This window comes from Flavicella sp. (assembly GCF_037132785.1).
GTDB lineage: Bacteria > Bacteroidota > Bacteroidia > Flavobacteriales > Flavobacteriaceae > Flavicella.
Window position 1 is genome coordinate 22,637 of sequence record NZ_JBAHZZ010000103.1, and the last position, 20,708, is coordinate 43,344.

Consider the following 20,708-nt stretch of genomic DNA (forward strand, 5'->3'; position numbering starts at 1 on the left):
TGAATAGCTTTTTATTAAATTTCTTTAAACCGATCTTCCGTGTAATCCAAAATTATAGTTTGATCATCATCTACTAAAAAGCAGTATTTCCCTTTTTTAAGCCAAAGCTGGCCAGGATCTATTTCTTCTTTATCCTGATAAACAGTTGCTAAATTACGAAACAAACCGTCTGTTTTTAAAGCAAAAATAAGATCCTCATAAATTACATTATCTCTTAACCAATCCAATAACAAAGGAGTATCAAAATACAACTTCATCTCTGGAGACACTATTACTAATGGATTATTGTTGACATAGGGATATTGCAAACATTCCTTGACTACCTCTTTTAAGCTTTTATTTGAAAAATTCACCGTTTCACCTCCCAGAAACTTAACGGATAATCTTAATAAGGCTTTCTTGTTTTTTTGAAGCAAGTGCTCCTCTGTTCTCTGTTGCATAATAGAATAGGTTTAAACTACCCACATAAGCTTGCAACAGAGAACATACATTGAAAAATGTAGAAATAGAAACCGAAGTTTCTCTTATGTGGGAGATTGTTAAATTCATTTTTAAATTTCAATGTTAAATATATTCCTGTTGCATAGCAAATGTATTAAAAATTTATCGCACAAAATGCGTTCGCATAAAAAAACCAAGAAACCAGTATGTTTAATTAATTTTGAAAATCACCAATCTCCAGTATTCTCTGGAGCTAAAATATACCTGTAAAGACTATTTGCAAGCGAAACAGTTTCTCTCTCTACAGCTGCCAAAACAACTCTTGAAGCATCTAGCCCATTTTTATACATTTTTCGTAATTCATCTTCTGAATTCAAAAGCTTTTTATAATACCTTTTCAAATAAGGATCAGTAGTATTGCTTTGAAGCTTTTCTATTTGCTCTTTGTGATTTTCAAAACTATCTATATAAGCGTGTCCTTCTATAGAAGAAGAAACTCCCTGTGTTTTAACAACATAGTCTACAAAAGACAGTCTATACTTACCTTCTTTAAACTCCGTAATCATATCAAAATAAATAGGAGCATCAACAAAGTGCCCTTGAATATCAGTAGTTATTTGAAACATTCCTTTTACAATAATTTTAGACCCCGAATCTAAACGAATAACATTTTTAGAATTGTTAAAGTTTAACGCGATCCACTCATTCGCCCTTTTATGGATAGACAAAGCAGTTAAGCTGTCCACCTTATAAACCTGCTCAAAAGAGACTTTTACATTTTCATAATCAACCTTAAACTGAGCAGATACCGAAGCAGTAATAAACAGGAAAAATAAAACAAGTTTTTTCATAGGAATACTTTTACATCAGAATGCTAATTTATAAAAAACATACACAACTTTACACAACTACATGTGTATAAATTACTAAAACTACAATATTTGTAAAAAACCAAACTGCGTAAAAGAAACAATTATTTCTCCCTTAGTTTTCTTGAATCTTGAAATGTGTTTTTAGTCATTATATATATATATATATATATATTTACATCTCGCTTGGAGCGCCCATTTTTCCAGGACCTCTTTTACGAATAATTATCACCCATTTAGGTCTAAAGAAAAAGTACTTACCGGCATCAGAAAAATTGGTACTATACATCGGTAGTTTTTCTGGAGGTAATTTTTCTGAAGACTTGTCTTTGTGAATAGAGTTGGATCCTGTTTTTAAATTTTTACGAATCTTAGTTTTCGATAGTTCTAACGAGCTCTTGTATTCTCTACAACTAAACTTATCTATTTTTATTTGTGGTAAATCTTTGTCATAGCCACCAAAAAAAGATTTCATCAAAGTATATTCTTCCTCTTGTAAAATGGTTGCTTGGTTCTTATTCATCAAAATAACTTTCCAACCTGTTTTAGCTCCGTTTTGCACCTCAATTTCTCGCTGTAATTCCGTAGCCCAATCTTTTCTGATTTTTGAATATTGATTCCCTGAGCGGTCATAATAGAGGTTCAATACCTTTTTTTTATGGTATTTATAAAACTCAATAAATTGCGCTGCCAATTCTCTGGTACTCTCCGGAGGAATGGTAAAAAAGTTTTTTAACATATAAACAAAATTCCCTAATTCCTGGCCGGTCACCATAGAAAGCATATCACCAAAATCTACTCCAGCATCTAATTCACGGTTATGATCTATATAGCGCAAAGCCAATGAGCTTGGCGTAATAGTATCTCCTATTTTATATTTATTCTCATAATATTCCTTTAGGATTCCATCATCATAAAAATGATGATCACCCAAGGTAATATAAAATTTTAGTCCTTTTTTTAAGGTAGGCTTTAAACTTATTATTGAGCTCTTAAATTCTTCTATTCCCAAAGCCTCTAAAGAATCAGAAAAGTAACCCGGTTTTAGAATATCAACATTTGCAAAAGAAGAAACGATATAAAATAAGGTTGAGTTTTTACGCACCCTAACCCAACGAATCATCCATTTGGTGATTTGTTTTTGTAGCAATCTGCATTTTTTAAATTGCTTATCTCTAAAAGCGTTGTAAAATTCTTTCTTTACCTTATTTAAGGTAATTGCCATGGACAAAGCATCTTTCATTTGCTTTTTGTTCATGTCTTTCTCACGATCCATGATCCAATCATAATCCCCTTCAGAAACATTAGGCATATCTGTAGTAAAGGTATTACCACGGTAATAAATAGAATGACCAAAGGCAGGATATCCCCTTAAGGCAGGCATTAATTTTTTAATCTTAGCAAAATCTAAATACTTGGTTTCATCTCCAAATAAATGCTGATAGGAGTTTCCAGCTGCAGACGTTGGCGAATCCATACTGACCAATACAAAAAAACAACCATGTCTGGTAGATATGGTGTTTTTATAGGTCTGTGGTTGTTTGTAAGGCTGCTTAAAATGAGCTGGAGGTGGTTCATCTGTTACAAAATCAACCCCTTCTTTCCATCCTTTACGTTTCCAACCCTCAATTAAAGCCGGTACTATATTTTTTAAGGCATTTACATAGGTATCCGTTACAAATGCAAAATAAGCTCCAGGCATATCTTCACAAATACGCATGGACCTTTCGGCAATAATATCAGTTGTTTTGGCAGTAGCTCTCCCAGCAACTAGAAATAAATTTTTAGGAGCGATCAAATCGATCATCATCTTTATCCAAGACGCATACCGAACCTCAATAGCATCATCAATCTTTACGTGGGTTTTCTTCGTCATCTGGGAAAAGGTTTAAATCTGTAATCAGTGAATCCTGAAGAATAATCTCAAGCTGTTTTTCTGTGATTTCTGGATAAGCTTCCGCCTGTTCTTTAAGTTCAACTCTATTCGCTGGTATCAAACCAGCCTCCAAAGCATCGGTACTATACAGCACAAATTGTTTTTTAAACCACTCCCCTGGAATCTCTTTTTTTTCTTCTTTATCCAAACCACGCACTATAAAAGCATCTTTTATCATAGAAGCTACTGCCTTTGCATCTTTTACACCTTTTACGGCCATTTCTGCAATCGCAATCATTCGATCTATCTTATCGGCATATATGTTTTTTTGAGCTTGTTTGGATAGGTAGGTAGAACCATGGTAATACTCCAAACCATCATAATACACTTTGGTAGCCAAATGCCTTGAAAGTTTCTCTACCGAGATTAAATGTTTTAAAATAGATTCTTTGGTTCCAAAATCGGCAACTCTATTATGCATAGAACGCACCTTGTCCATCAGCTCAAAATAAAGAGACAGCCCGGGAGTCATTTTACTTTCATCCCCAACATCTACAAAATCGTAGCAATCGTTTATGTGTATGCCTTTTATAAGCTCGCTTTTATTCATCCTTCATTTAAAATTCTATTCTTATGATTTTCAAAGGTTCTTTTTTCCTGAGCTTTTTTAAACTCTTGAGTGGCTGTTATGTTTCCGGACTTTGCGTTTTCTAACAATTTATTATCCACTTCAAATTGAGCCAACAATACACCTCTATCATAATGCTCACGAACCAAAGAATCTGGTTTTTTATATTGATATAAAAACTCATCAATAGGAGCTGTTAAATACACCGCAACTTGAGTAGGGGAGTAGTTGCAAGCAGCCAAGTTCTCAATAGACTCATATTCTTCTTGAGAGAGTTTTAAGGGAACTACTAAATGGTTTGTATCCTCTATCATTTGTTTCTCAATTTAGACTCCGTAAATAAGGTTTTTCTAAAATCAAAAAGCCCTTTACTATTGGCAAATAAATATTGTTCGTATTGGGCATTTGAAGCCCAGTTTCCAGATCCTTCAATCACATAAAAATTGGAAGCGGTTTGTAAAATGCACACCTTTGCATGTACCCAAGAAAAAATCACTTCAAAATTTGCTCTACTATGTATCATTGCGTTTATATAATCTATCGTAGCTGGATTTCTTTTGAGTAAAGAATCAGAAATCATTAACGTAATTTTCTCTATAATTCCTTCATCATACAATTGTACTAGAGCATCTATCACTTTTCTACTAATACTATAGGTAGAGGCATACAATTCTTTGATTGATTCAAACTGACCCACAAGAGGAATAAACGTAAAAGCATTAAAACTGATTGCAGACTGCAGAAAGAAAAATTCTTCTGTATTGGGTAATCTTTGCAGATCAGTATGTAGCTTTTTTATTTTATCATAATGAGCCAACAGATATTTAGAAATAAAATATTCTGACGACTCACTCGTGTCTATTTCAACAGGCTTAGAAAGCTCAAAGAATTTATTCTTTATCACTAAAATTGAATTTTGTTTTGATCATTTGTAGTTCCACATTCCATTCCACTACTTTCTTATCATATTTCAATTTGTCATCCCCTTCAGCTTCGCTTGCTTTTTTAGTATCTCTACGGATGTAATTTTCTAAATTACTCATGCGCTTTGTTGCTTTTTCAACCGTTAAAGCTTCCACAGATTCTTTTAATTTTCTTTCAATAAAAATGGGATGATTGCCCAATATATTTCCAGATTCAGAATAATGTTTTAACTCCTCATAAATATCTTGATTAGATTCAAAATCTAAAACTGAGATTAAAGCCAATTCGGTAATTTCTTCAGAAGTCATTACAACAGGAGTTTCTCCCTCAAAGGCGATGCTAGTTAATAGCTTTGCATGCGCTTCAACATACCTTTCGTAATGTGCAAATTTATGTCCCACCAAAATATAAAACTCATCAGGACAGGTAGCAGGATCTTTTAAGAAAGGAAATTCATCTTTTAGCTTGATCGTTTCCTTTACTTCATCTGGAGCCGTTGCAAAAACTTCCTCTTTAGTAGCTGCTGTTACTTCAATAAGACCTTCATCATCAATCCTAGCTGCTATCAAAGCATTCTCAGCCCAATCTGTAATATTATTCAAAGACCAATCATTAATTGCTTGATCATAATCAGCATTTTTTCTGCCTTCAACCTCTATTTTATATTTTTCTATAAACTCTTTACGCTCTCTATTCCCAGAAGTTCCTTTGCTCCATGTTGGAATTGGATCCATTTCCATTCCTTTGGTTTTTAACCAGGCTAAAATCTCATCGGAAGTATATTTTTTAAGGTCTTCAACAGAGCTTATCGTTACAGCAGGAACCAATAAAATCACTTTTTTTGATTTTAATTTCGCCCCTCTAATCTCAGCTTCAGAAATGGAGTATTGCTTTTTTAAATCGTATAGTAAGTTTTCTAAATTAACTTTAGAATATCCTGCAGTATTTAAATAGCGTACCGTTTGCGGACTCGGATTTGAAGATTTCATATACAAGCTTAAAGCTTCATTAAACTGTAGCTCAGGCTTTGTAGGTAGTTCTTTTAAAAAATAAATAATTGCTGCTTTCATTTGATACATTTTAATTAAACCTCAAATTTGGCACTTGTCTGTGCAATTTTTAAGACATGAAACCATGTGCACGTGCAAAAACAGAAACAAAAAAAGCCTCTTATAAATAAGAGGCTTTCCAAACTAACCAAACACTAAAATTACGCGCGAGATTGCTCTATCAAATAAGTAGTAGCACCGGCATTGTAAACCTGTACGTTTATAACAGCTTTATCTAAGCCTGTCCATGTTGTATCATCTTTTAAAACAATGCTTACATCACCATGCACCCCAGAACTAAGGGTTGCAGGATCTGCACCACCCCCACCAATAAGGGTAATTATGGTACCATGTTCTATATCTATAGAAGCTGCCGTTACACTTGCAGTAGCATCTAAAGAGGGCAATTGATAAATAGGACCGTTCGCAATTGTAAAATCTACTGCTGCAGTAGCAGCCAAATGATTTTCAGCAAAAAACACTTCCCCGTCATACAAACCGATCACTTCATTGTCATTCACATACTGAGCGTATTGCATGTTGTTTTTAACACCGTCCTTATCAGATGAGTAACTTCCTTTTAATTTCATAGGATTGCAAGGGCTGCCTAAAACATCTCCTGTTTTATCGCCACAACCTTCTCCAAAAATAAGCACAACACCCACTCCAATATTATTCGCTACAAATTCTCTAACACCTAAAGGATTCCCAGGATAAATACCTTCTGCTTTTTTTACAAAAACTTCCATATCCTCATCCCCTTCAGTCTCTTGAGATATTTTTTGAGAAGAGGGTGTCATATATAATTTTTCCATTTTGGCTCCAGGAACCAACACAATATTTCCAAGCATTTTTACTTTGCTTCCATCTCTCTCTGGCCAACTTAAAATATCAACTATATACACAATATTTATTTCAGGCTTCTTTGGTTTTGCAGCACCTGCACCCACGACATTCGCGGGCATAGGAACTGATTTTCTAAAATTTGTCATATTAAGCTGTTATAGTTCTATTAAATTCAATCCAAACACCATCTACAAGAATCAACTCTATAGAATCCGCTGCCGTTGCTAAAGTAACTGCAGACGCAACTTTGATATTTCCTGTAGTACTCAAGGTCACATCTGTATTGGCTCCATCTACACCTGATATTTTAATTTGCTGTGCTGGCACACCATTTAAAATTTCTGTAATTGCTGTGTTCTCAGCTCCGCTAAATGTATAGTCATAACCATTATCTGCATCTAAAACTCCAGTCTCAAAAGTACTTTCTACCGTTACTGTTTGTTCAGGTTCTGCAGTTCTACTCAATTCTTTTAATTTGCCATCTGCCATTACAACCATCGTTAAGGTGCCGCCTGTATTTAAAGCGAAATCTGACCCTAATACAATATCTGCATTGTTTTTTATATGCTTATCTGCAATAATCGTATTGTCTCCTTGAATTTTTACAATTTGCCCTGGTACCAATCCGCTAATTTTAGTAATATCTGTGTTCCAAACATCATCTACTTTTAATTGATTGAAACGCGCTTCAATTTCACCGGTCTCATTATCAAATACCGGGATAAAGAAATCTTTATTAAACACAGAAACATCGTTAGACCAAACAGATTGCACTTTAAACTGATCAGGATCTCCAGGTTTTACTTTATTTCCAATATGAACATAACGCATTCCCATTTTATAATCTGCAAACACATATAAAATACGTTTGAGCATTTCAAATTTATACAAGGATTTCTCCTTTGGTAAATACTCTAAAATCTCCACATTATTACTTGGTGTAATCACCATAAAATCCGACCCTTCAAAATCTACGACTTCTACAAACTTGATATTTGGAAAGTCTTTAGGATAAGGCAATACTCCCGTATAATCTGTATTCAATGAATGTGTAACTTCGTATCTACGCTTATACGCTTTTACCCAAGTTGGGGACATTTCCATTTCTAAACCTGGCATATTTTTAACATCCAAAGGCAATTTATTGATCAATTCATCTACATAATCAACAATATTAGAAGATGTGGGTACTCCCAAGCTAAAGGCACGGTATTTTTTATCTATCTCTCTAGCTTTCCAAGCTAAATACAACAAACCGTCTTGTCTATTGATAAATTTACCCGGCTTTGTCGCATTGTCTGGAGTTTCAACATGAATAGCTTTGATACTAGCAATTCTATCTTCCGTTCTCGCCTGTTTGTCAATTTCTTGCAATAAAAAACGTACAAAAGTTAATTTATAAGCCTGAGATCCTTCTTTATTGTATTCAGATACCCATGAAGCTTCAATCACAGATAATAAATGTCCAATAAATTCTGCATCGATAGAGATAGGATACACTTTCCCCTCTTCTGCTTGAATTGCCTGTTTATTTTTAGGCAACCATGCTAATTTCCGCCCTTGAGTAATTGGCCCCGTAACAATTGTTCCAGACACAATACGATCTACAACATTAACAGTTCTCTTCCAATGAGAAGGCAGCCCAAAATTATCTCTATGCAAGGATTGCAACTCACTAGGATTCTGCCTGTGAAAGAGTTCCATATCACCATTTAACTTACTGATTTCTGTAGCGTCTGCCCAGTCTGTAGCAGATGTACTAAGACCAGCTGCGAGCTTATTCCAGTTTCTACCTTCAAAAGCATCGTAACCTTTTCCCGAAGCATACAGATGCGTCGCACTGTTTTTTACCATGTTATTTATTTTTCCTCCCTGTATAATTGCTAAAGGCATATCTCCTTCAGAGTCTTCAATTAGAGCTTTGATCGTTCTATCTCTCTCCTCCATTTTAGCTCTTAAGGCTGCTAAATTATCCTCTACCGTTGGAGGTTCTGCGGCTCCATTAGGATCCTCCTCTACTGTACTTGTTTTTTGTTTTGCTGAATTGGCTCCAGTCCTATCCTCGGTACTAAGTCCTTTAAGAATTTCAGTAATCTCCTTGTTAATTCCTTTAATCTGGGAATTTTCTGCAATTTCAGAATTGAACGCATCTACAAGTTGTGTGAGCTTCTCTTCTGTAAGCTCTTCCTTTAATTTACTGCTTTGATCCTCGTCAAAAGCAATCTTACCATCAACTACTGGCATCGACTTAATTCCTAAGAATGTCATAACCATCGCAGAAGCACTTTTTAGTCTTTTAAACTCCATTTACTTGATTTATTTATAATTATTAATTGAACTCAATGTGATAGCCATACGTATGGCTTTTTCCATTCCTCCTATACTGTGTATCATTTTTAAAGCTAAAGCCTTGTCAGCAAAGTAGGTTTTGCCCTTTAAGGTACCTTCCTCCTCTATCAAATTAGGGAGTTTAAAACGTACACGTTCTTGAAATTTTTTTGCTAAGGGAGATAAAAACTCGTCTTTAATCTTATCGTATTTCCCTTCCCTCGCCAATATAAACGGGAGGTTTTTTTCTGAAGATTCCTCTGGATAGATTTCATGAAAAACAACACCTTGGGCTTCCATCGCTTTTCTAGTATCAGCAAAGGTCAATACAACCCCTACGGAGCCAAAGCGAGCTGAGACATCATTGTCTGCCATAATATGATCACATACTTCTACGGCCGTCCAATAATGCAAAGACAAAGCTTGATCGCACAAACCGATGATTGGTTTTGTTTTAATATATTCAGCAAAGGATTTAAAAGGACCGATGGCAGCAACAGCTCCTCCAGGACCATCTATTTTAAAGATCGTCGCAATCACATTTTTGTTTCTATCTGCAGCTGTTAAAGCGGCCACAATTTCATCAGCTCCATAGACACACCAATCTCCATATTTTACAATTTCGCCTACCATAGACACAATAGCAATAGAACCTTTGGTAACTTCTACTTCACCATCATTGTTTTTAGACAACTGCTGGCCCTTAGAATCTATATACGTCAAGATGGATTTTGGCGTTACAGATTCTGAAAATGTACCCCCAGCTAAAATCTTATCGACCAAAGGCATATAAGACCCTATATTATGAAAATCTAAAAGCCATTCGCCTTTTATTAACTCAGAAATTAACCTACTACCTTTCATTCGTGTTTTTTTAGGCTAAAGTAATTCTGAGTTTGCTTTTTTTTCAGACATGAAAAAACCACCCTTTTTAAAGGGTGGTACTATCTCGCTATGAAAAGAGACACCTTTCGGCTCTATTAAAGGTAGTCAATTATTTTCTGTATTTTACCCAAAGTTGCTTTTTATAACCAAGCAATAATTGGTTTACTTCAACCTCGCGCAACTTAGGTTTAAAACCTAATTCCCATAAATTTCCTGTCCTATCTTGAAAAGCAGCTTCTATAAACAAACTTGATTTTTCAAAATATTTATGATTAACTCCAATTTTCCCTCCAATCCAAAAAGCAGAAATCGGATATTTTTTAACAATCTGCTTTGTGTCATAAACCGTGTTTTTCTGTGGCTTTAACGTCAACTCAAATCCACTTTTCAATAAATAGCCTTGAGTGGTTTGAAATAATTTTAGCTTGTAAATATCCGTTTCTGCAGAGTCTTTATATTTTCTAATTTTCTTGGCAGCCAATAGCTCTAATTTTTTTTTATATAAAAAATCTAACATCGCTACCGTATCATACATTTGTCTTGAAAACTGTGCGCTTAACTCTTTTTTTAAACTGTCAATATTTACCTTCTCCAACGTATATTCAACTATAGGTTTAGAAATAAACACTCCTGAATCTTTTATTTTTTCAGTAAAAACTAACCTTTCCGTAACCTCATTTACAATAACATCTTTTACTGGCTCGCTGTTTTTATTTGTGAAAAAATAAAAAACAAGCATACTAATAATTCCTATATATATATAATCTTTTGCTTTCATTTTTTCTTTTCTAAATAATTTCAACACTAATTTATTCCTGGTTCTCCAGTAATAACCAAAACAGCTTCAGTATAGCCCGATAAAGCTTTATGAAAATCGGCTAATGTTTTTTTGCTATCTGTTACATCTAAATAACCATCATTATCAAGATCTCTAGGTCTGCGACCAGGAGCGACACACCCATTTAATTGTTTCCAAAAATTGGCAGCATGAAATTTACACTCTGACCTATGACCACTTTCTTTAATTTCCCAAAGATCCATTTTAAACGCGGGACTATATTCTAACACAAGCGGGTAAATTCCGATAGGCAAACAGCTTACTCTATTTTCGTTATTTCGCCAACCACGTTCTAACATGACACTTGAATAAACAAGTTGCCGAATTGGATTTATAATAACCGCAGACGACAGGGTTTGATTCCTATCTTGGTTATATCGATGCATTCTTACTTCTGGACAATTCTTTTTCATGATAATAAATCTTCTCGCTCTCTCTCTGTTCGTATTTCTTCCCTTTCTAAACGCTCCTCAGCTTCCTTGGCTTTTATTTTATAAATAACTACATCTGATAAATTAATTTGATGTTTTTTCCAAGCGTTGGACATTTTTATCAATAAGGCAATAACACCGTAGATGACAATAAAAATAAATGGCGTTTGGCTTTTTGGATTTTCGTGAAGTAAAGTCAAAAAAACATCCAAACTCATTTCTGACTGTATCGCCAAACGAATGGTGACAAATGATGCCGCAGAGGCAAAAACAAACTTTACTACCGACGGACTAACCAATAAAAAAACAATACTCATGTTCTAGATTTTAAAACACAAATTTGGAGTTATTTTTAACTTTAAATAAGACATGAAATTTATAAAAATCGTAAAACTCTATTGTTTTGACCGTTTTGTAATCGATGCATTTTTACGTTTTTTTTAACCTCTCTATTGTACAAGCGCCTTAAAGTTTCTAATTTAAATCCATAATTATCTAACTCATATTCAATCATAAAATCCTCAAAAGCATCTTTTAACTTTAAGGCATAACCACGCTTGGCAGCTGACTTTATTGCCGAAGTAACTGAAAAAACAAAAGCTATTCTAAACTGATCCTCCAGGATCTGATTCAAAGCATCAACAACGAGCTGAGGAACTTTTAAAAATGAATTTTTACCCGACACACATTGATATATTTTACCTCGTGGCGCATCGGGAATTTCTGGCAATGTTAAATACAAATAAAAACGATCTATTTTTTTTTCTTTCTCCAGGTAATCAACTTTTTCCAAAGCACTCATAATCATAATTCCCAAAGAAGATTTTAATGTTATTTTACAAGCCTTCACTTTTTTATTCAAATAACTAGCCTCCACGCCCTCAAACTCCTTATAAAAAAAAGGAACCAAATGCGGCCTAATATCTACTGATATAACAATTTGTTGCATAGTTTTAAATATAAACCTATTCCTTAAAAACACTAAATAGTATTGAAATAATAAAATCAAAATAATAGACCAGCATACACAAAGAGGGGATCAATACACTAAAAAAGAAATCAAGAAACTCCGGCTTGCCTGTTCCTCTATACCAGTCAAAAAACTCTTTTCTACCTGCAGTAAACAACGTAATTATATATACGCTTAACATAACGGTGTTTTTAGTAACACTATCGAATAGTAACGATAGAAATAACATACCAATTACACCGATAAAAAAAGCAAGAGACCAAAGATACAAATGCTGTAACTTGTCAATTTCGGGTATTATTTTTTTAACACTCTCTTCTATTTTATTCATCCTAATCTGTTTTACAAGCCTGCATCTTCTACGATTTTCACTAGATTTAATTCAGTTGTTTTTGCATCTATTTCAGCCTGTGTGTCAGCTTCAAATGAAAATTCAGACAGACAGCCTGTTTTTGTAGATGTTTCAAATTCGCCCGATAAAATTATTTGATTATTTTTATCCCAAACCAACCTGAATGCTTTGTTTAAATGTACTATTGCCATAATTATAATGGGTTTTTTAATTTGTTATGAATCTATTGTAACGGTTACTCCTTGAGAAATTAGGGTTAAATAATCTGGATTTGTTATACCTCCTGTAGGAACGGCGTTATGTTGTAATCTAACTTCAGTTAAAGTAGTATTTATATTTGCAATGACTAGATTTCTTAAAATGTCATCAACAGCTGTTGTCGAAAAATTATTTATATATGCTATTAATTTAACTAAGCTTGTTAGCTTTGCAAGTCCTGACAAATTAGCCAACTTATTGTTGTAAATATCCATTTGACGCATTTTAACACAATTGCCTAAATACCCGAAAGACACGAGACTAGGAGAATTGAGAACAACTAAACGACTTATATTAATTAAATTAACAACATCTATCTCTGTAGCTGATAATTCAGAATTCCACAATTCTGCGATCCCTACCAAATAATCAAACCCTTTTGGAACTTTACCTTCTCTGAACGCGAAGGATGACGCTAAGTGAACTATAGATTCAAAAGTAACGGCATCATTTTTTTTTGCCCACTGTATAATTTCATCTGCAAACACTTCTTTAATTTGAATTATTTTATCTGCTTTAAGAATATCATTTTTGGTTTCTAAAGCTTGTAGCGTTAAAGCTTCTATTGCTATTTCGTTTTCTGTTGCCATAATTTATTTTTAAAATATTACTGCTAATGCTTTTGTTGTTATTATCTTACTATTTAATTCTTCATGTTGTAAATTAGCTGTAGTTTGTACGGCGGCAATAGCTTTCAGCAAGGCTACTTCAACTGCTATATCGTCCTCGTCATCTTGCTGTAAGATGACGGCAATTTCTTTTAAGGTATCATAAGCACCAGGTGCTCCGCCGATAAGATCCACTATTAAGTCATCAGCGTGTTTTTTTGCATTTTCTTCCGCTGTTTTTACATGAGTAAATACAGCTCCTCCTGTGGGAAGTTTTGGACTATTTTCCAATACATAGGTATCTTCAATATCTGCCACGGGTTCTTCTTGCTTCATATTTCCAGCATGGGTACCGCCATCACTTTGAAAACTCCAAAAATGTGTTGCATTGCTTGGATCTAAGGCTCTGTTTAATCTGACTATAGAATTGTTTACCGGCTTTGGAACCGTAGCCAAATAATAAGTCGTTGCCTCTGCTTTGGTATCAAAGGAATAGGTAGCAATACCCGTAAGGACTGACGATACTGAGCTTTTTAAGGCGTCATAAACCTCTTTTAAATAATTTATTGCATCTTGAAACATCTTAAACTCCGCCGAGCTGTAATAATATTTAGAGCCTACTCCTTTTAGTAAAATCAATTTATCTGGGTGTTCTTCTTTTGTCTCTATATTTAATGGAAACTTCATATTATAAATTTATAAATGTTAATGGAAGATCTGCGGGCAACAGCTGGTCTGAGACTTGTGAAATGTCTTGAATTTCTGCAAAGCCTGTTGGAAAAATGGATTTACTCTCAAACGAGACACTACTCATTCTCTCACTAGAAGAGATAGAAACTGCTGGTGGTTTGTTTTGATAAAAATCGTTTCGGCCAAAAACCAAACTTGTTTTATTTGTAAGTAATATTTTCAAAAATCGAACCTGGAAAAATAAAGCTAACCTATTTGCTCGGTTAAAATCATTCGACGGAAATTTTATTGTTAAAAATTGGCTAAATACAGTATTTCCCCTCTTGTCTGTTTTTGTCGTTTCTTTAAACGAAACTGTTTTTCTGCCAAAATAGATTTCCTCCCACGTAAGTTGATTTGCTTTTGAATTAAAAAAACCACCGCTTTCTGAAGACACGGGAACCAAATGGCCAGAGAAGTCAAGCTCAATTCCGTATATAAATGGTGTATCTTTTACTTTTTCAGCTAATTGCATCTTTATTCTTTGTTTAAACAAAAATACAATAAATATACTTATAGGTCTATTTTATGACGCAAAAATATACCCACAAGTGTTTCGAGGCTAAGGTTTCTGAATTAAATAAACATAAAAAAAAGATTCCATATTTTAGACGCAAACGGTTCAGAGCGACATTTACATTTACAAAACAATCGTTAATTGTTTATATTTGCTTAAAAAGTTATGATTATACATCGTTATCATGCAGCTGACACTGTTATTCGATGTGTTTTAGATAGATATAACTAGTTAGCCACAATTAAAAAAAAACAGCGTAAATAAAGAGCAATAAAGTGAATAAAAGTATCTTTGTACTTTAATTTAGAACCAAATATGTCAGATAAACCAGGATTATATGGAATCAAAAATTCCAACAGAGATTTTACTCAAAAAAACAGTTGGGGTAAAAATCAATTTAACTCATCTTTCCCTGCTTCTTTATCTGCCTATTTAAGTCATAAAAACCTTGAAAACAACTACATAAAACTAGGGAATGATTTAAAAGTAGAACACTCTTCTATATCAACAACTAAACTATTTGGAATAAACCCTAAAAGTGAAAAAATATTTTTTGCTTTTGAGAGCATTCATAATCCTTTTCAACCATTTGTAATTGGAACTTTACCAAGAGTAGATTTAGTTATTCAAGATATGGATGGAAATTGTTTAAGCGGAATAGAAATAAAATTAACAGCACTTCCTGACAACACAACTTGTAACTTTTCTGAAAACAGATATGGAACGGAAATAGTAATAAGACCTGATACGATTGTTTATTTGGCTTGTAGTATAGCGCAAAATTTCAAAGACAAAAGAAATGATTTAAAAACATATTTTCCTGAAAAATTCGATACTATAACTGATTGGTCTGAAATAGAAAACGTCCTACCTTTTATAAAGGAAATGGTATCTATTTTAGATAAAATATCTCATAGTATAATTGATTCTCAGAAGCCGATTGTGATGCAACCTATATGGAAAACAGAAGGTAAATCACCTCGATTAACTGAAAATTGTTTAGATGTATTTGTTTGGAGTGATTTAGGTTTTATGCAATTATTTCTTGATGCAGGAAGAGGAGAAAAAGAACTTACCAAAATAAATAGACAAGTAAGGACTATTGTTTGGCTTTTTAAAATGCTTTTTGAGTTTTCTAAAAATGGACAATTTGACCATCATAAAATAATTGATGAACTGTCTTACAATACAAAAAATGATAAAGCATTTGCGGTTAGCGGTATGGTAACTCACCCCTATATGACTTCAGAGTATCTAACTAAACCAAGAATTACTAGAGAAGAATTGAAAAACATAATTCTTGGAGGTGGTCAAAATTTACTGAGTCCTGAAAGACGATTTGATGCAATAATTTATAACTCACCAGAATTATTTTAGATATGAAGATAGTAGATTTATTTAGTGGTTGTGGTGGTCTTTCATTAGGTTTTCAAAATGCTGGTTTTGAAATAATTTGTGCTTATGATAATTGGTCTCACGCATTTGAAACTTATAAGAAAAACTTTAACCATCCAATTTATAACTTAGACCTTTCTGACGAAAAAAACTATGCCCACATAAAACAGCATAATGCTGACATAATCATTGGAGGTCCACCTTGTCAAGATTTTTCGAGTGCAGGAAAGAGAAATGAAAATAATGGTCGTGCAGATTTAACTATTCATTTTGCTAATATTATAGCATTAAATAAACCTAAATGGTTTGTAATGGAAAATGTTCAACAAATAACAAAAAGCAATACTCTCATAAAGGCTAAAGAAATATTTAAAAATTCTAATTATGGACTATCACAAGTAATTTTGAACGCAAGTCTTTGTGGTGTTCCTCAAAATAGAAAAAGATTCTTTTTAATCGGAGAATTAAATGGTTTAGACAATACTTTAACATCATTACTTTCTGATAATCAAAACACAAAACCTATGTCAGTTTTTGATTACTTAGGTAATTCATTAAAGACAGAACACTATTACAGACATCCAAGAAGTTATGAAAGAAGAGGCATATTCAGTATTTATGAACCAAGTCCAACAATTAGAGGTGTAAACCGTCCTATTCCTCCTAAATATAATTTTCATAAAGGAGATACTGTAAAAGACTTTTCTAAAGTTCGTCCTTTAACTCAAAAAGAGAGAAGTTATTTACAAACTTTTCCTGAAAGTTTTGAATTTATTGGTGCAAAAACAAATGTTGAACAAATGATTGGGAATGCAGTGCCTGTAAAACTGGCGGAATATTTAGCGACTAACCTTAAAGGATATATAAATAAAACAATTAAGCCGAAAAAAAACAGATATATTCAAACCGAACTAAGAGTAACTGTGGCTAACAATGTATAAAAATAATAGCGGTTTTAGTGAGAAATTTAAAGGTAAGTGCTTTCAACAAAAGTCATTGCTTAACTGAAAATAAGAGCATATAAATCCGCTACTATTCTTATACCAACCGTTAACTAAAATAGCTCGACTGAGCTACGAACAGATAAGATAAATCGAATTCTATGAAAAAGGACAATCCTAAAATGATTAAAATTGTCGGAATTATTTTTGCTATAATTGTGATAATATTATTTATTGATTTCGCTTTAGGAGGATTTTTGGAAGGTTGGAATAATCCAAATTAAACAGATTGAAAATTAATTTAAAGTTAAATTAGAGTAAAAAAAGAAAATTGATTTCACTTCAACTCTTCCGATTTGAGAAGTGAAACGAAAAATGACAGGACACAAAATTAAGTGAAAATATTATTTAAACATTAAGAATATGACAAATAAGAAAACTCCAAAATTTTTTTCAGTAATTATAATACTCATTTTAGGATATGCATTATATGATAAATTCGATTTTGAAAATCTAAAATTTGAGAAACCAGCTATTGCAATCGTTTACATAATTGCAATTGTAATTTCTATTTACTTGCTTATAAAAGATTTCAAAAAAAATAAGAGTGATTTAAAATGAGAACAAGAATGACAAAATTCGGAAAATACTAAAATTTAATTACCAGCTTAACGTGTCGCTAAATTAGTTAACAATGGGTATAATTCATTGCTGGGTTTGGTAATTGTCCGACATTCTTTCTGTATATTTAACCTGATTTCCAGTACGAAAATCCTAGCGGATTTATCGCAACGAAATCATAACCCTAACCCGTTGTGTACCATACCAAAACAGAAAATAAATGCCAGAAACATTATTATTAAATAGAGGTTCAGTTTGGACAAAATGGGATTTACAAGTTCAACCTATTAAAAACAATTGGTTGGGAAAAACCGATATTGAAACTCTTTCAAAAATCGAAATAAGTACACAAAAATATATAAAAGTAGCAAAAGAAAAAAACATTGAAGTAATTGCAATTACTGACCATAATAGTGGTGTTGCAATTGATTATGCTTTAAACACAAACGAAATAACAGTTCTTCCAGGTGTAGAATTAGATACAAGAGAAGGTTGGCATTTATTAATTATTTTCAATGAAAAATACAAAGAGAAAAGTAAATTAGAAAAATGGAGTGAAGTAATTGATAATTTCCTTGCAAATAAATGTAAAATAGAAAGACCTTTCTTTAATGAAGATAACACACATAAAAAAATAAATACAACAACGAAAGAATTAATTTCTGAGGTGTGGAATAACGAGATAGGAATTGTTGTTTTTGCTCATTGTATGTCTAATGATGGTTTTTTTAAGAAATCAGACGTTCAAGGAAGAAAAGAAATAATTGATTATTTAATTAAAGGAAACATTTATTTTGCATTTGAAATAAAAAATAATTTTGAACAAATAACAGAAATTAATGAGAAAATAAGAGGTTGGTATCCTAATAATCAACCTGAAATACCTATCCTAAGTTCTTCGGATGCTCATAAGGCAAGTGATGTCGGAATGACCTATTCACTAATTAAAGCAGAAAAATGTTATGAAGGGTTAAAACAAGTGCTATTTGAACCTACCGATAGGCTCATAATTGGTAGTGAAGAAAATGACAGTAAAACAGACTACTCCGTTATTCAGTCAATTAGGTATATAGATGATAATTTTTTTCCTCAAGAAATCCCTTTAAATCAAAATTTGTGTACAATAATCGGAGGAAAATCAACAGGAAAATCTTTACTTTTAAGGAGTATGGCTCAAGCAATAGATATTAAAGAAGTTTCTGATAGGCATAAAGAGGTAAACTTAGAACTGTTTTCTAAAAAAGTCAAAGGATTTGAAGTGGTTTGGCGTGATGGGCAAATTAGCAAATTAAATAATGATGACAATCCATCTAAGAAAATTATATACATTCCTCAATCATACTTAAATAGGTTAGTAGAAAAAAGTGAAGAAGAAACCTCTATTGATGATATAATAAAAAATGTACTGGTTCAAGATATTAAGATAAAAAATGCTTTTGATGATTTAGAGAGCAATAACAATCTTCTACAGTCAAGTATTGCAACAGATATTGAAAAATTAGAACAAAAAGTTAAACAATTCCGTCTATTATCTAATAATATTAAAAGTATTGGCGATAAAAAAGGAATTGAAAGTGAAATAAAAAAAATTGAAAAACAAATAACTGATTTAAAAGAAAAATCAGGCTTAAACACAACAAAAATAGATAATTATACTAAATTAACAAAGGAGAAAGCTGATTTAATAAAAGAACAAGCAGTAGTTCATAATGATTTTGAAAGTTTAAAAAGGTTAAAAATAGATTATAGTAAAATTGTCGTTACACCTTCGTTTAATAGTATTTCTTCTGAAATTCAAAGTTTTTTATCATCAAAGTTTCAAAGTATTAAAACAGAAACAGATAATAAATGGTTGAATATTTTAAATCTAAAAATTCAAAATTTAGATGCAGAATTAACAAAACAAAGTCAAGGTATGATTAATATTGATAAAAGCCTTAGACCTTTTTCAAGTAAAATAAATAATTCTAAGATACTAAATCAATTACAAGAGAAACTTGAACAAGAAAAAAGGAAATTGAACAATATTCAATTAGAACAAAACAAAGTTGATGAATTAAACACCGAAATAATTAATTTAATAGATAATCTGGCTGAAAACTCTAAGAATTTTTACACTAATTTAATTAATGCAAAATCAGTAATAATTAAACAAGAATTAATAAAGGATGAAATGGATTTTGAAATTGATGTTTTATTTAAAGAAAATGCCTTTCAAAAAGACTTTGTTATTGAAGTTTTTAATGGCACTAAACTTTCTACTTATGCAAGATCTAATGATTTAAAAATAGATAATTATAAATTTGAAACAATAGAAAAATTTAAAACTAATTTCAAAAAACTAATTTTAGATTTTATAAATCATAAAATTGAAACTATTAAAAGGTATGATAATCTTTCAAGTAGTTTAAGTATGTTGTTGAAAAATTGGTTTGTTTTTGATTTTAAACTAACAAGTCAAGAAGACAGGTTTAATGATATGTCAGCAGGTAAAAAAGCCTTTATTCTACTTAAATTATTGATTGATTTAGACAAGTCAAGTAAATATCCAATTCTATTAGACCAACCTGAAGACGATTGGGATAATAGGTCTTTATATAGTCAATTGAGAAAATTTATCAAACAGAAAAAGAAAGAACGTCAAATTATTATTGTCACTCATAATCCTAACTTAGTGGTAGGAACAGATTGCGAACAAGTAATAGTTGCAAACCAAAATAGTAATTCAACACCTAACCATAATTATAAGTTTGAGTACTGTTCAGGGGCATTAGAAAATAGTAAACTAAGAATTAATGACACTAAAATTTCTATATTAAATAGACAAGGAATAAAGGAACACGTTTGTGATATTCTTGAAGGCGGTGAGGTAGCATTTAAGAAACGAGAACAAAAATACGGTATAAGTACGGCACACAACACAGTATATAAATCATTGGGCAATAAGTGATTATATCAAAGTTAGTACTTTTAAATAAAGATAGAGATAAACCGAAAAGAAGTGCTTTTAAATACCCAACGCTTCATATACCAACCGTTGTACTTAATTAGAAAATGAAAACCTCCATTCAATAACTTAACGCAACAAATCTAAAATAATAGATTTGTAAAATGGAAGTAAAAAAACATAGCCGACTTAGCCTAAAAGAAAGGGTAATTATTCAGACTCTTTTAGAAGAAAATAAGACCAAAGCATACATCG

At 32.3% G+C, this 20,708-nt stretch carries 24 protein-coding genes; 5 read left to right on the forward strand and 19 right to left on the reverse strand.

The window, feature by feature from the left end; genetic code table 11:
* Nucleotides 1–14: 14 nt before the first annotated feature.
* The 19 genes from V5787_RS07075 to V5787_RS07165 all read right to left on the reverse strand — a co-directional run bounded on the left by V5787_RS07075 (nucleotide 15) and on the right by V5787_RS07165 (nucleotide 14,507).
* Nucleotides 15–440: a hypothetical protein gene (locus tag V5787_RS07075; protein WP_336892556.1), complete on the reverse strand. Its 426-nt coding sequence runs from the start codon at nucleotides 438–440 to the stop codon at nucleotides 15–17.
* Nucleotides 441–668: 228 nt separating this feature from the next.
* Nucleotides 669–1,292, reverse strand: a complete 624-nt coding sequence (locus tag V5787_RS07080; RefSeq protein ID WP_336892557.1) for a DUF4468 domain-containing protein — start codon at nucleotides 1,290–1,292, stop codon at nucleotides 669–671.
* Between the two features lie 193 nt (nucleotides 1,293–1,485).
* Nucleotides 1,486–3,186 (reverse strand): hypothetical protein, encoded by a 1,701-nt coding sequence (locus V5787_RS07085; RefSeq protein WP_336892558.1) that lies wholly within the window; start codon nucleotides 3,184–3,186, stop codon nucleotides 1,486–1,488.
* The gene (locus V5787_RS07090) at nucleotides 3,158–3,796 is read right to left on the reverse strand and encodes a hypothetical protein (RefSeq protein ID WP_336892559.1); all 639 of its coding nucleotides are present in this window, start codon (nucleotides 3,794–3,796) and stop codon (nucleotides 3,158–3,160) included. The genes V5787_RS07085 and V5787_RS07090 overlap by 29 nt, the downstream gene beginning before the upstream one ends.
* Nucleotides 3,793–4,128 (reverse strand): hypothetical protein, encoded by a 336-nt coding sequence (locus V5787_RS07095; protein ID WP_336892560.1) that lies wholly within the window; start codon nucleotides 4,126–4,128, stop codon nucleotides 3,793–3,795. Before V5787_RS07095 ends, V5787_RS07090 begins: the two co-directional genes overlap by 4 nt.
* Nucleotides 4,125–4,718 carry a hypothetical protein gene (locus V5787_RS07100; protein ID WP_336892561.1) on the reverse strand — a complete coding sequence of 198 codons (594 nt, stop codon included), beginning with the start codon at nucleotides 4,716–4,718 and terminating at the stop codon, nucleotides 4,125–4,127. The genes V5787_RS07095 and V5787_RS07100 overlap by 4 nt, the downstream gene beginning before the upstream one ends.
* The gene (locus tag V5787_RS07105; protein ID WP_336892562.1) at nucleotides 4,705–5,808 is read right to left on the reverse strand and encodes a hypothetical protein; all 1,104 of its coding nucleotides are present in this window, start codon (nucleotides 5,806–5,808) and stop codon (nucleotides 4,705–4,707) included. Before V5787_RS07105 ends, V5787_RS07100 begins: the two co-directional genes overlap by 14 nt.
* 140 nt (nucleotides 5,809–5,948) lie before the next feature.
* Entirely contained in the window at nucleotides 5,949–6,779 is an 831-nt protein-coding gene (locus V5787_RS07110; protein ID WP_336892563.1) for a hypothetical protein, read from the reverse strand.
* Between the two features lies 1 nt (nucleotide 6,780).
* Entirely contained in the window at nucleotides 6,781–8,940 is a 2,160-nt protein-coding gene (locus tag V5787_RS07115) for a hypothetical protein (RefSeq protein WP_336892564.1), read from the reverse strand.
* Between the two features lie 9 nt (nucleotides 8,941–8,949).
* The gene (locus V5787_RS07120; protein ID WP_336892565.1) at nucleotides 8,950–9,825 is read right to left on the reverse strand and encodes a hypothetical protein; all 876 of its coding nucleotides are present in this window, start codon (nucleotides 9,823–9,825) and stop codon (nucleotides 8,950–8,952) included.
* 130 nt (nucleotides 9,826–9,955) lie between these two features.
* Nucleotides 9,956–10,624, reverse strand: a complete 669-nt coding sequence (locus tag V5787_RS07125) for a hypothetical protein (protein WP_336892566.1) — start codon at nucleotides 10,622–10,624, stop codon at nucleotides 9,956–9,958.
* 26 nt (nucleotides 10,625–10,650) lie between these two features.
* Complete coding sequence (locus tag V5787_RS07130) at nucleotides 10,651–11,097, reverse strand: DUF5675 family protein (protein WP_336892567.1); 447 nt, start codon at nucleotides 11,095–11,097, stop codon at nucleotides 10,651–10,653.
* Nucleotides 11,094–11,432: a hypothetical protein gene (locus tag V5787_RS07135; protein ID WP_336892568.1), complete on the reverse strand. Its 339-nt coding sequence runs from the start codon at nucleotides 11,430–11,432 to the stop codon at nucleotides 11,094–11,096. Before V5787_RS07135 ends, V5787_RS07130 begins: the two co-directional genes overlap by 4 nt.
* A 59-nt stretch (nucleotides 11,433–11,491) precedes the next feature.
* Complete coding sequence (locus tag V5787_RS07140) at nucleotides 11,492–12,064, reverse strand: hypothetical protein (protein ID WP_336892569.1); 573 nt, start codon at nucleotides 12,062–12,064, stop codon at nucleotides 11,492–11,494.
* Between the two features lie 16 nt (nucleotides 12,065–12,080).
* Nucleotides 12,081–12,416: a hypothetical protein gene (locus tag V5787_RS07145; RefSeq protein WP_336892570.1), complete on the reverse strand. Its 336-nt coding sequence runs from the start codon at nucleotides 12,414–12,416 to the stop codon at nucleotides 12,081–12,083.
* 11 nt (nucleotides 12,417–12,427) lie between these two features.
* Nucleotides 12,428–12,628 carry a hypothetical protein gene (locus V5787_RS07150; RefSeq protein WP_336892571.1) on the reverse strand — a complete coding sequence of 67 codons (201 nt, stop codon included), beginning with the start codon at nucleotides 12,626–12,628 and terminating at the stop codon, nucleotides 12,428–12,430.
* Between the two features lie 24 nt (nucleotides 12,629–12,652).
* Nucleotides 12,653–13,285, reverse strand: a complete 633-nt coding sequence (locus tag V5787_RS07155) for a hypothetical protein (protein ID WP_336892572.1) — start codon at nucleotides 13,283–13,285, stop codon at nucleotides 12,653–12,655.
* Nucleotides 13,286–13,294: 9 nt separating this feature from the next.
* Nucleotides 13,295–13,990 (reverse strand): hypothetical protein, encoded by a 696-nt coding sequence (locus V5787_RS07160; protein ID WP_336892573.1) that lies wholly within the window; start codon nucleotides 13,988–13,990, stop codon nucleotides 13,295–13,297.
* Between the two features lies 1 nt (nucleotide 13,991).
* A complete protein-coding gene (locus V5787_RS07165) occupies nucleotides 13,992–14,507 on the reverse strand; it encodes a hypothetical protein (RefSeq protein ID WP_336892574.1) in 516 nt (171 codons plus the stop codon).
* A gap of 357 nt (nucleotides 14,508–14,864) precedes the next feature.
* On the opposite strand from V5787_RS07165, the gene V5787_RS07170 reads away from it, so the two are divergent.
* The 5 genes from V5787_RS07170 (at nucleotide 14,865) to V5787_RS07190 (ending at nucleotide 20,456) form a co-directional block, all read left to right on the forward strand.
* On the forward strand, nucleotides 14,865–15,926 hold the full coding sequence (locus V5787_RS07170; RefSeq protein WP_336892575.1) for a HindVP family restriction endonuclease: 1,062 nt from the start codon (nucleotides 14,865–14,867) through the stop codon (nucleotides 15,924–15,926).
* A gap of 2 nt (nucleotides 15,927–15,928) precedes the next feature.
* Entirely contained in the window at nucleotides 15,929–16,885 is a 957-nt protein-coding gene (locus V5787_RS07175; RefSeq protein ID WP_336892576.1) for a DNA cytosine methyltransferase, read from the forward strand.
* A gap of 161 nt (nucleotides 16,886–17,046) precedes the next feature.
* Nucleotides 17,047–17,169, forward strand: coding sequence for a hypothetical protein (locus tag V5787_RS07180; protein ID WP_336892577.1), 123 nt, complete (start codon nucleotides 17,047–17,049; stop codon nucleotides 17,167–17,169).
* Between the two features lie 139 nt (nucleotides 17,170–17,308).
* On the forward strand, nucleotides 17,309–17,506 hold the full coding sequence (locus V5787_RS07185; protein WP_336892578.1) for a hypothetical protein: 198 nt from the start codon (nucleotides 17,309–17,311) through the stop codon (nucleotides 17,504–17,506).
* Nucleotides 17,507–17,726: 220 nt separating this feature from the next.
* Nucleotides 17,727–20,456 carry a TrlF family AAA-like ATPase gene (locus V5787_RS07190; protein WP_336892579.1) on the forward strand — a complete coding sequence of 910 codons (2,730 nt, stop codon included), beginning with the start codon at nucleotides 17,727–17,729 and terminating at the stop codon, nucleotides 20,454–20,456.
* The last annotated feature ends 252 nt before the right edge of the window (nucleotides 20,457–20,708 follow it).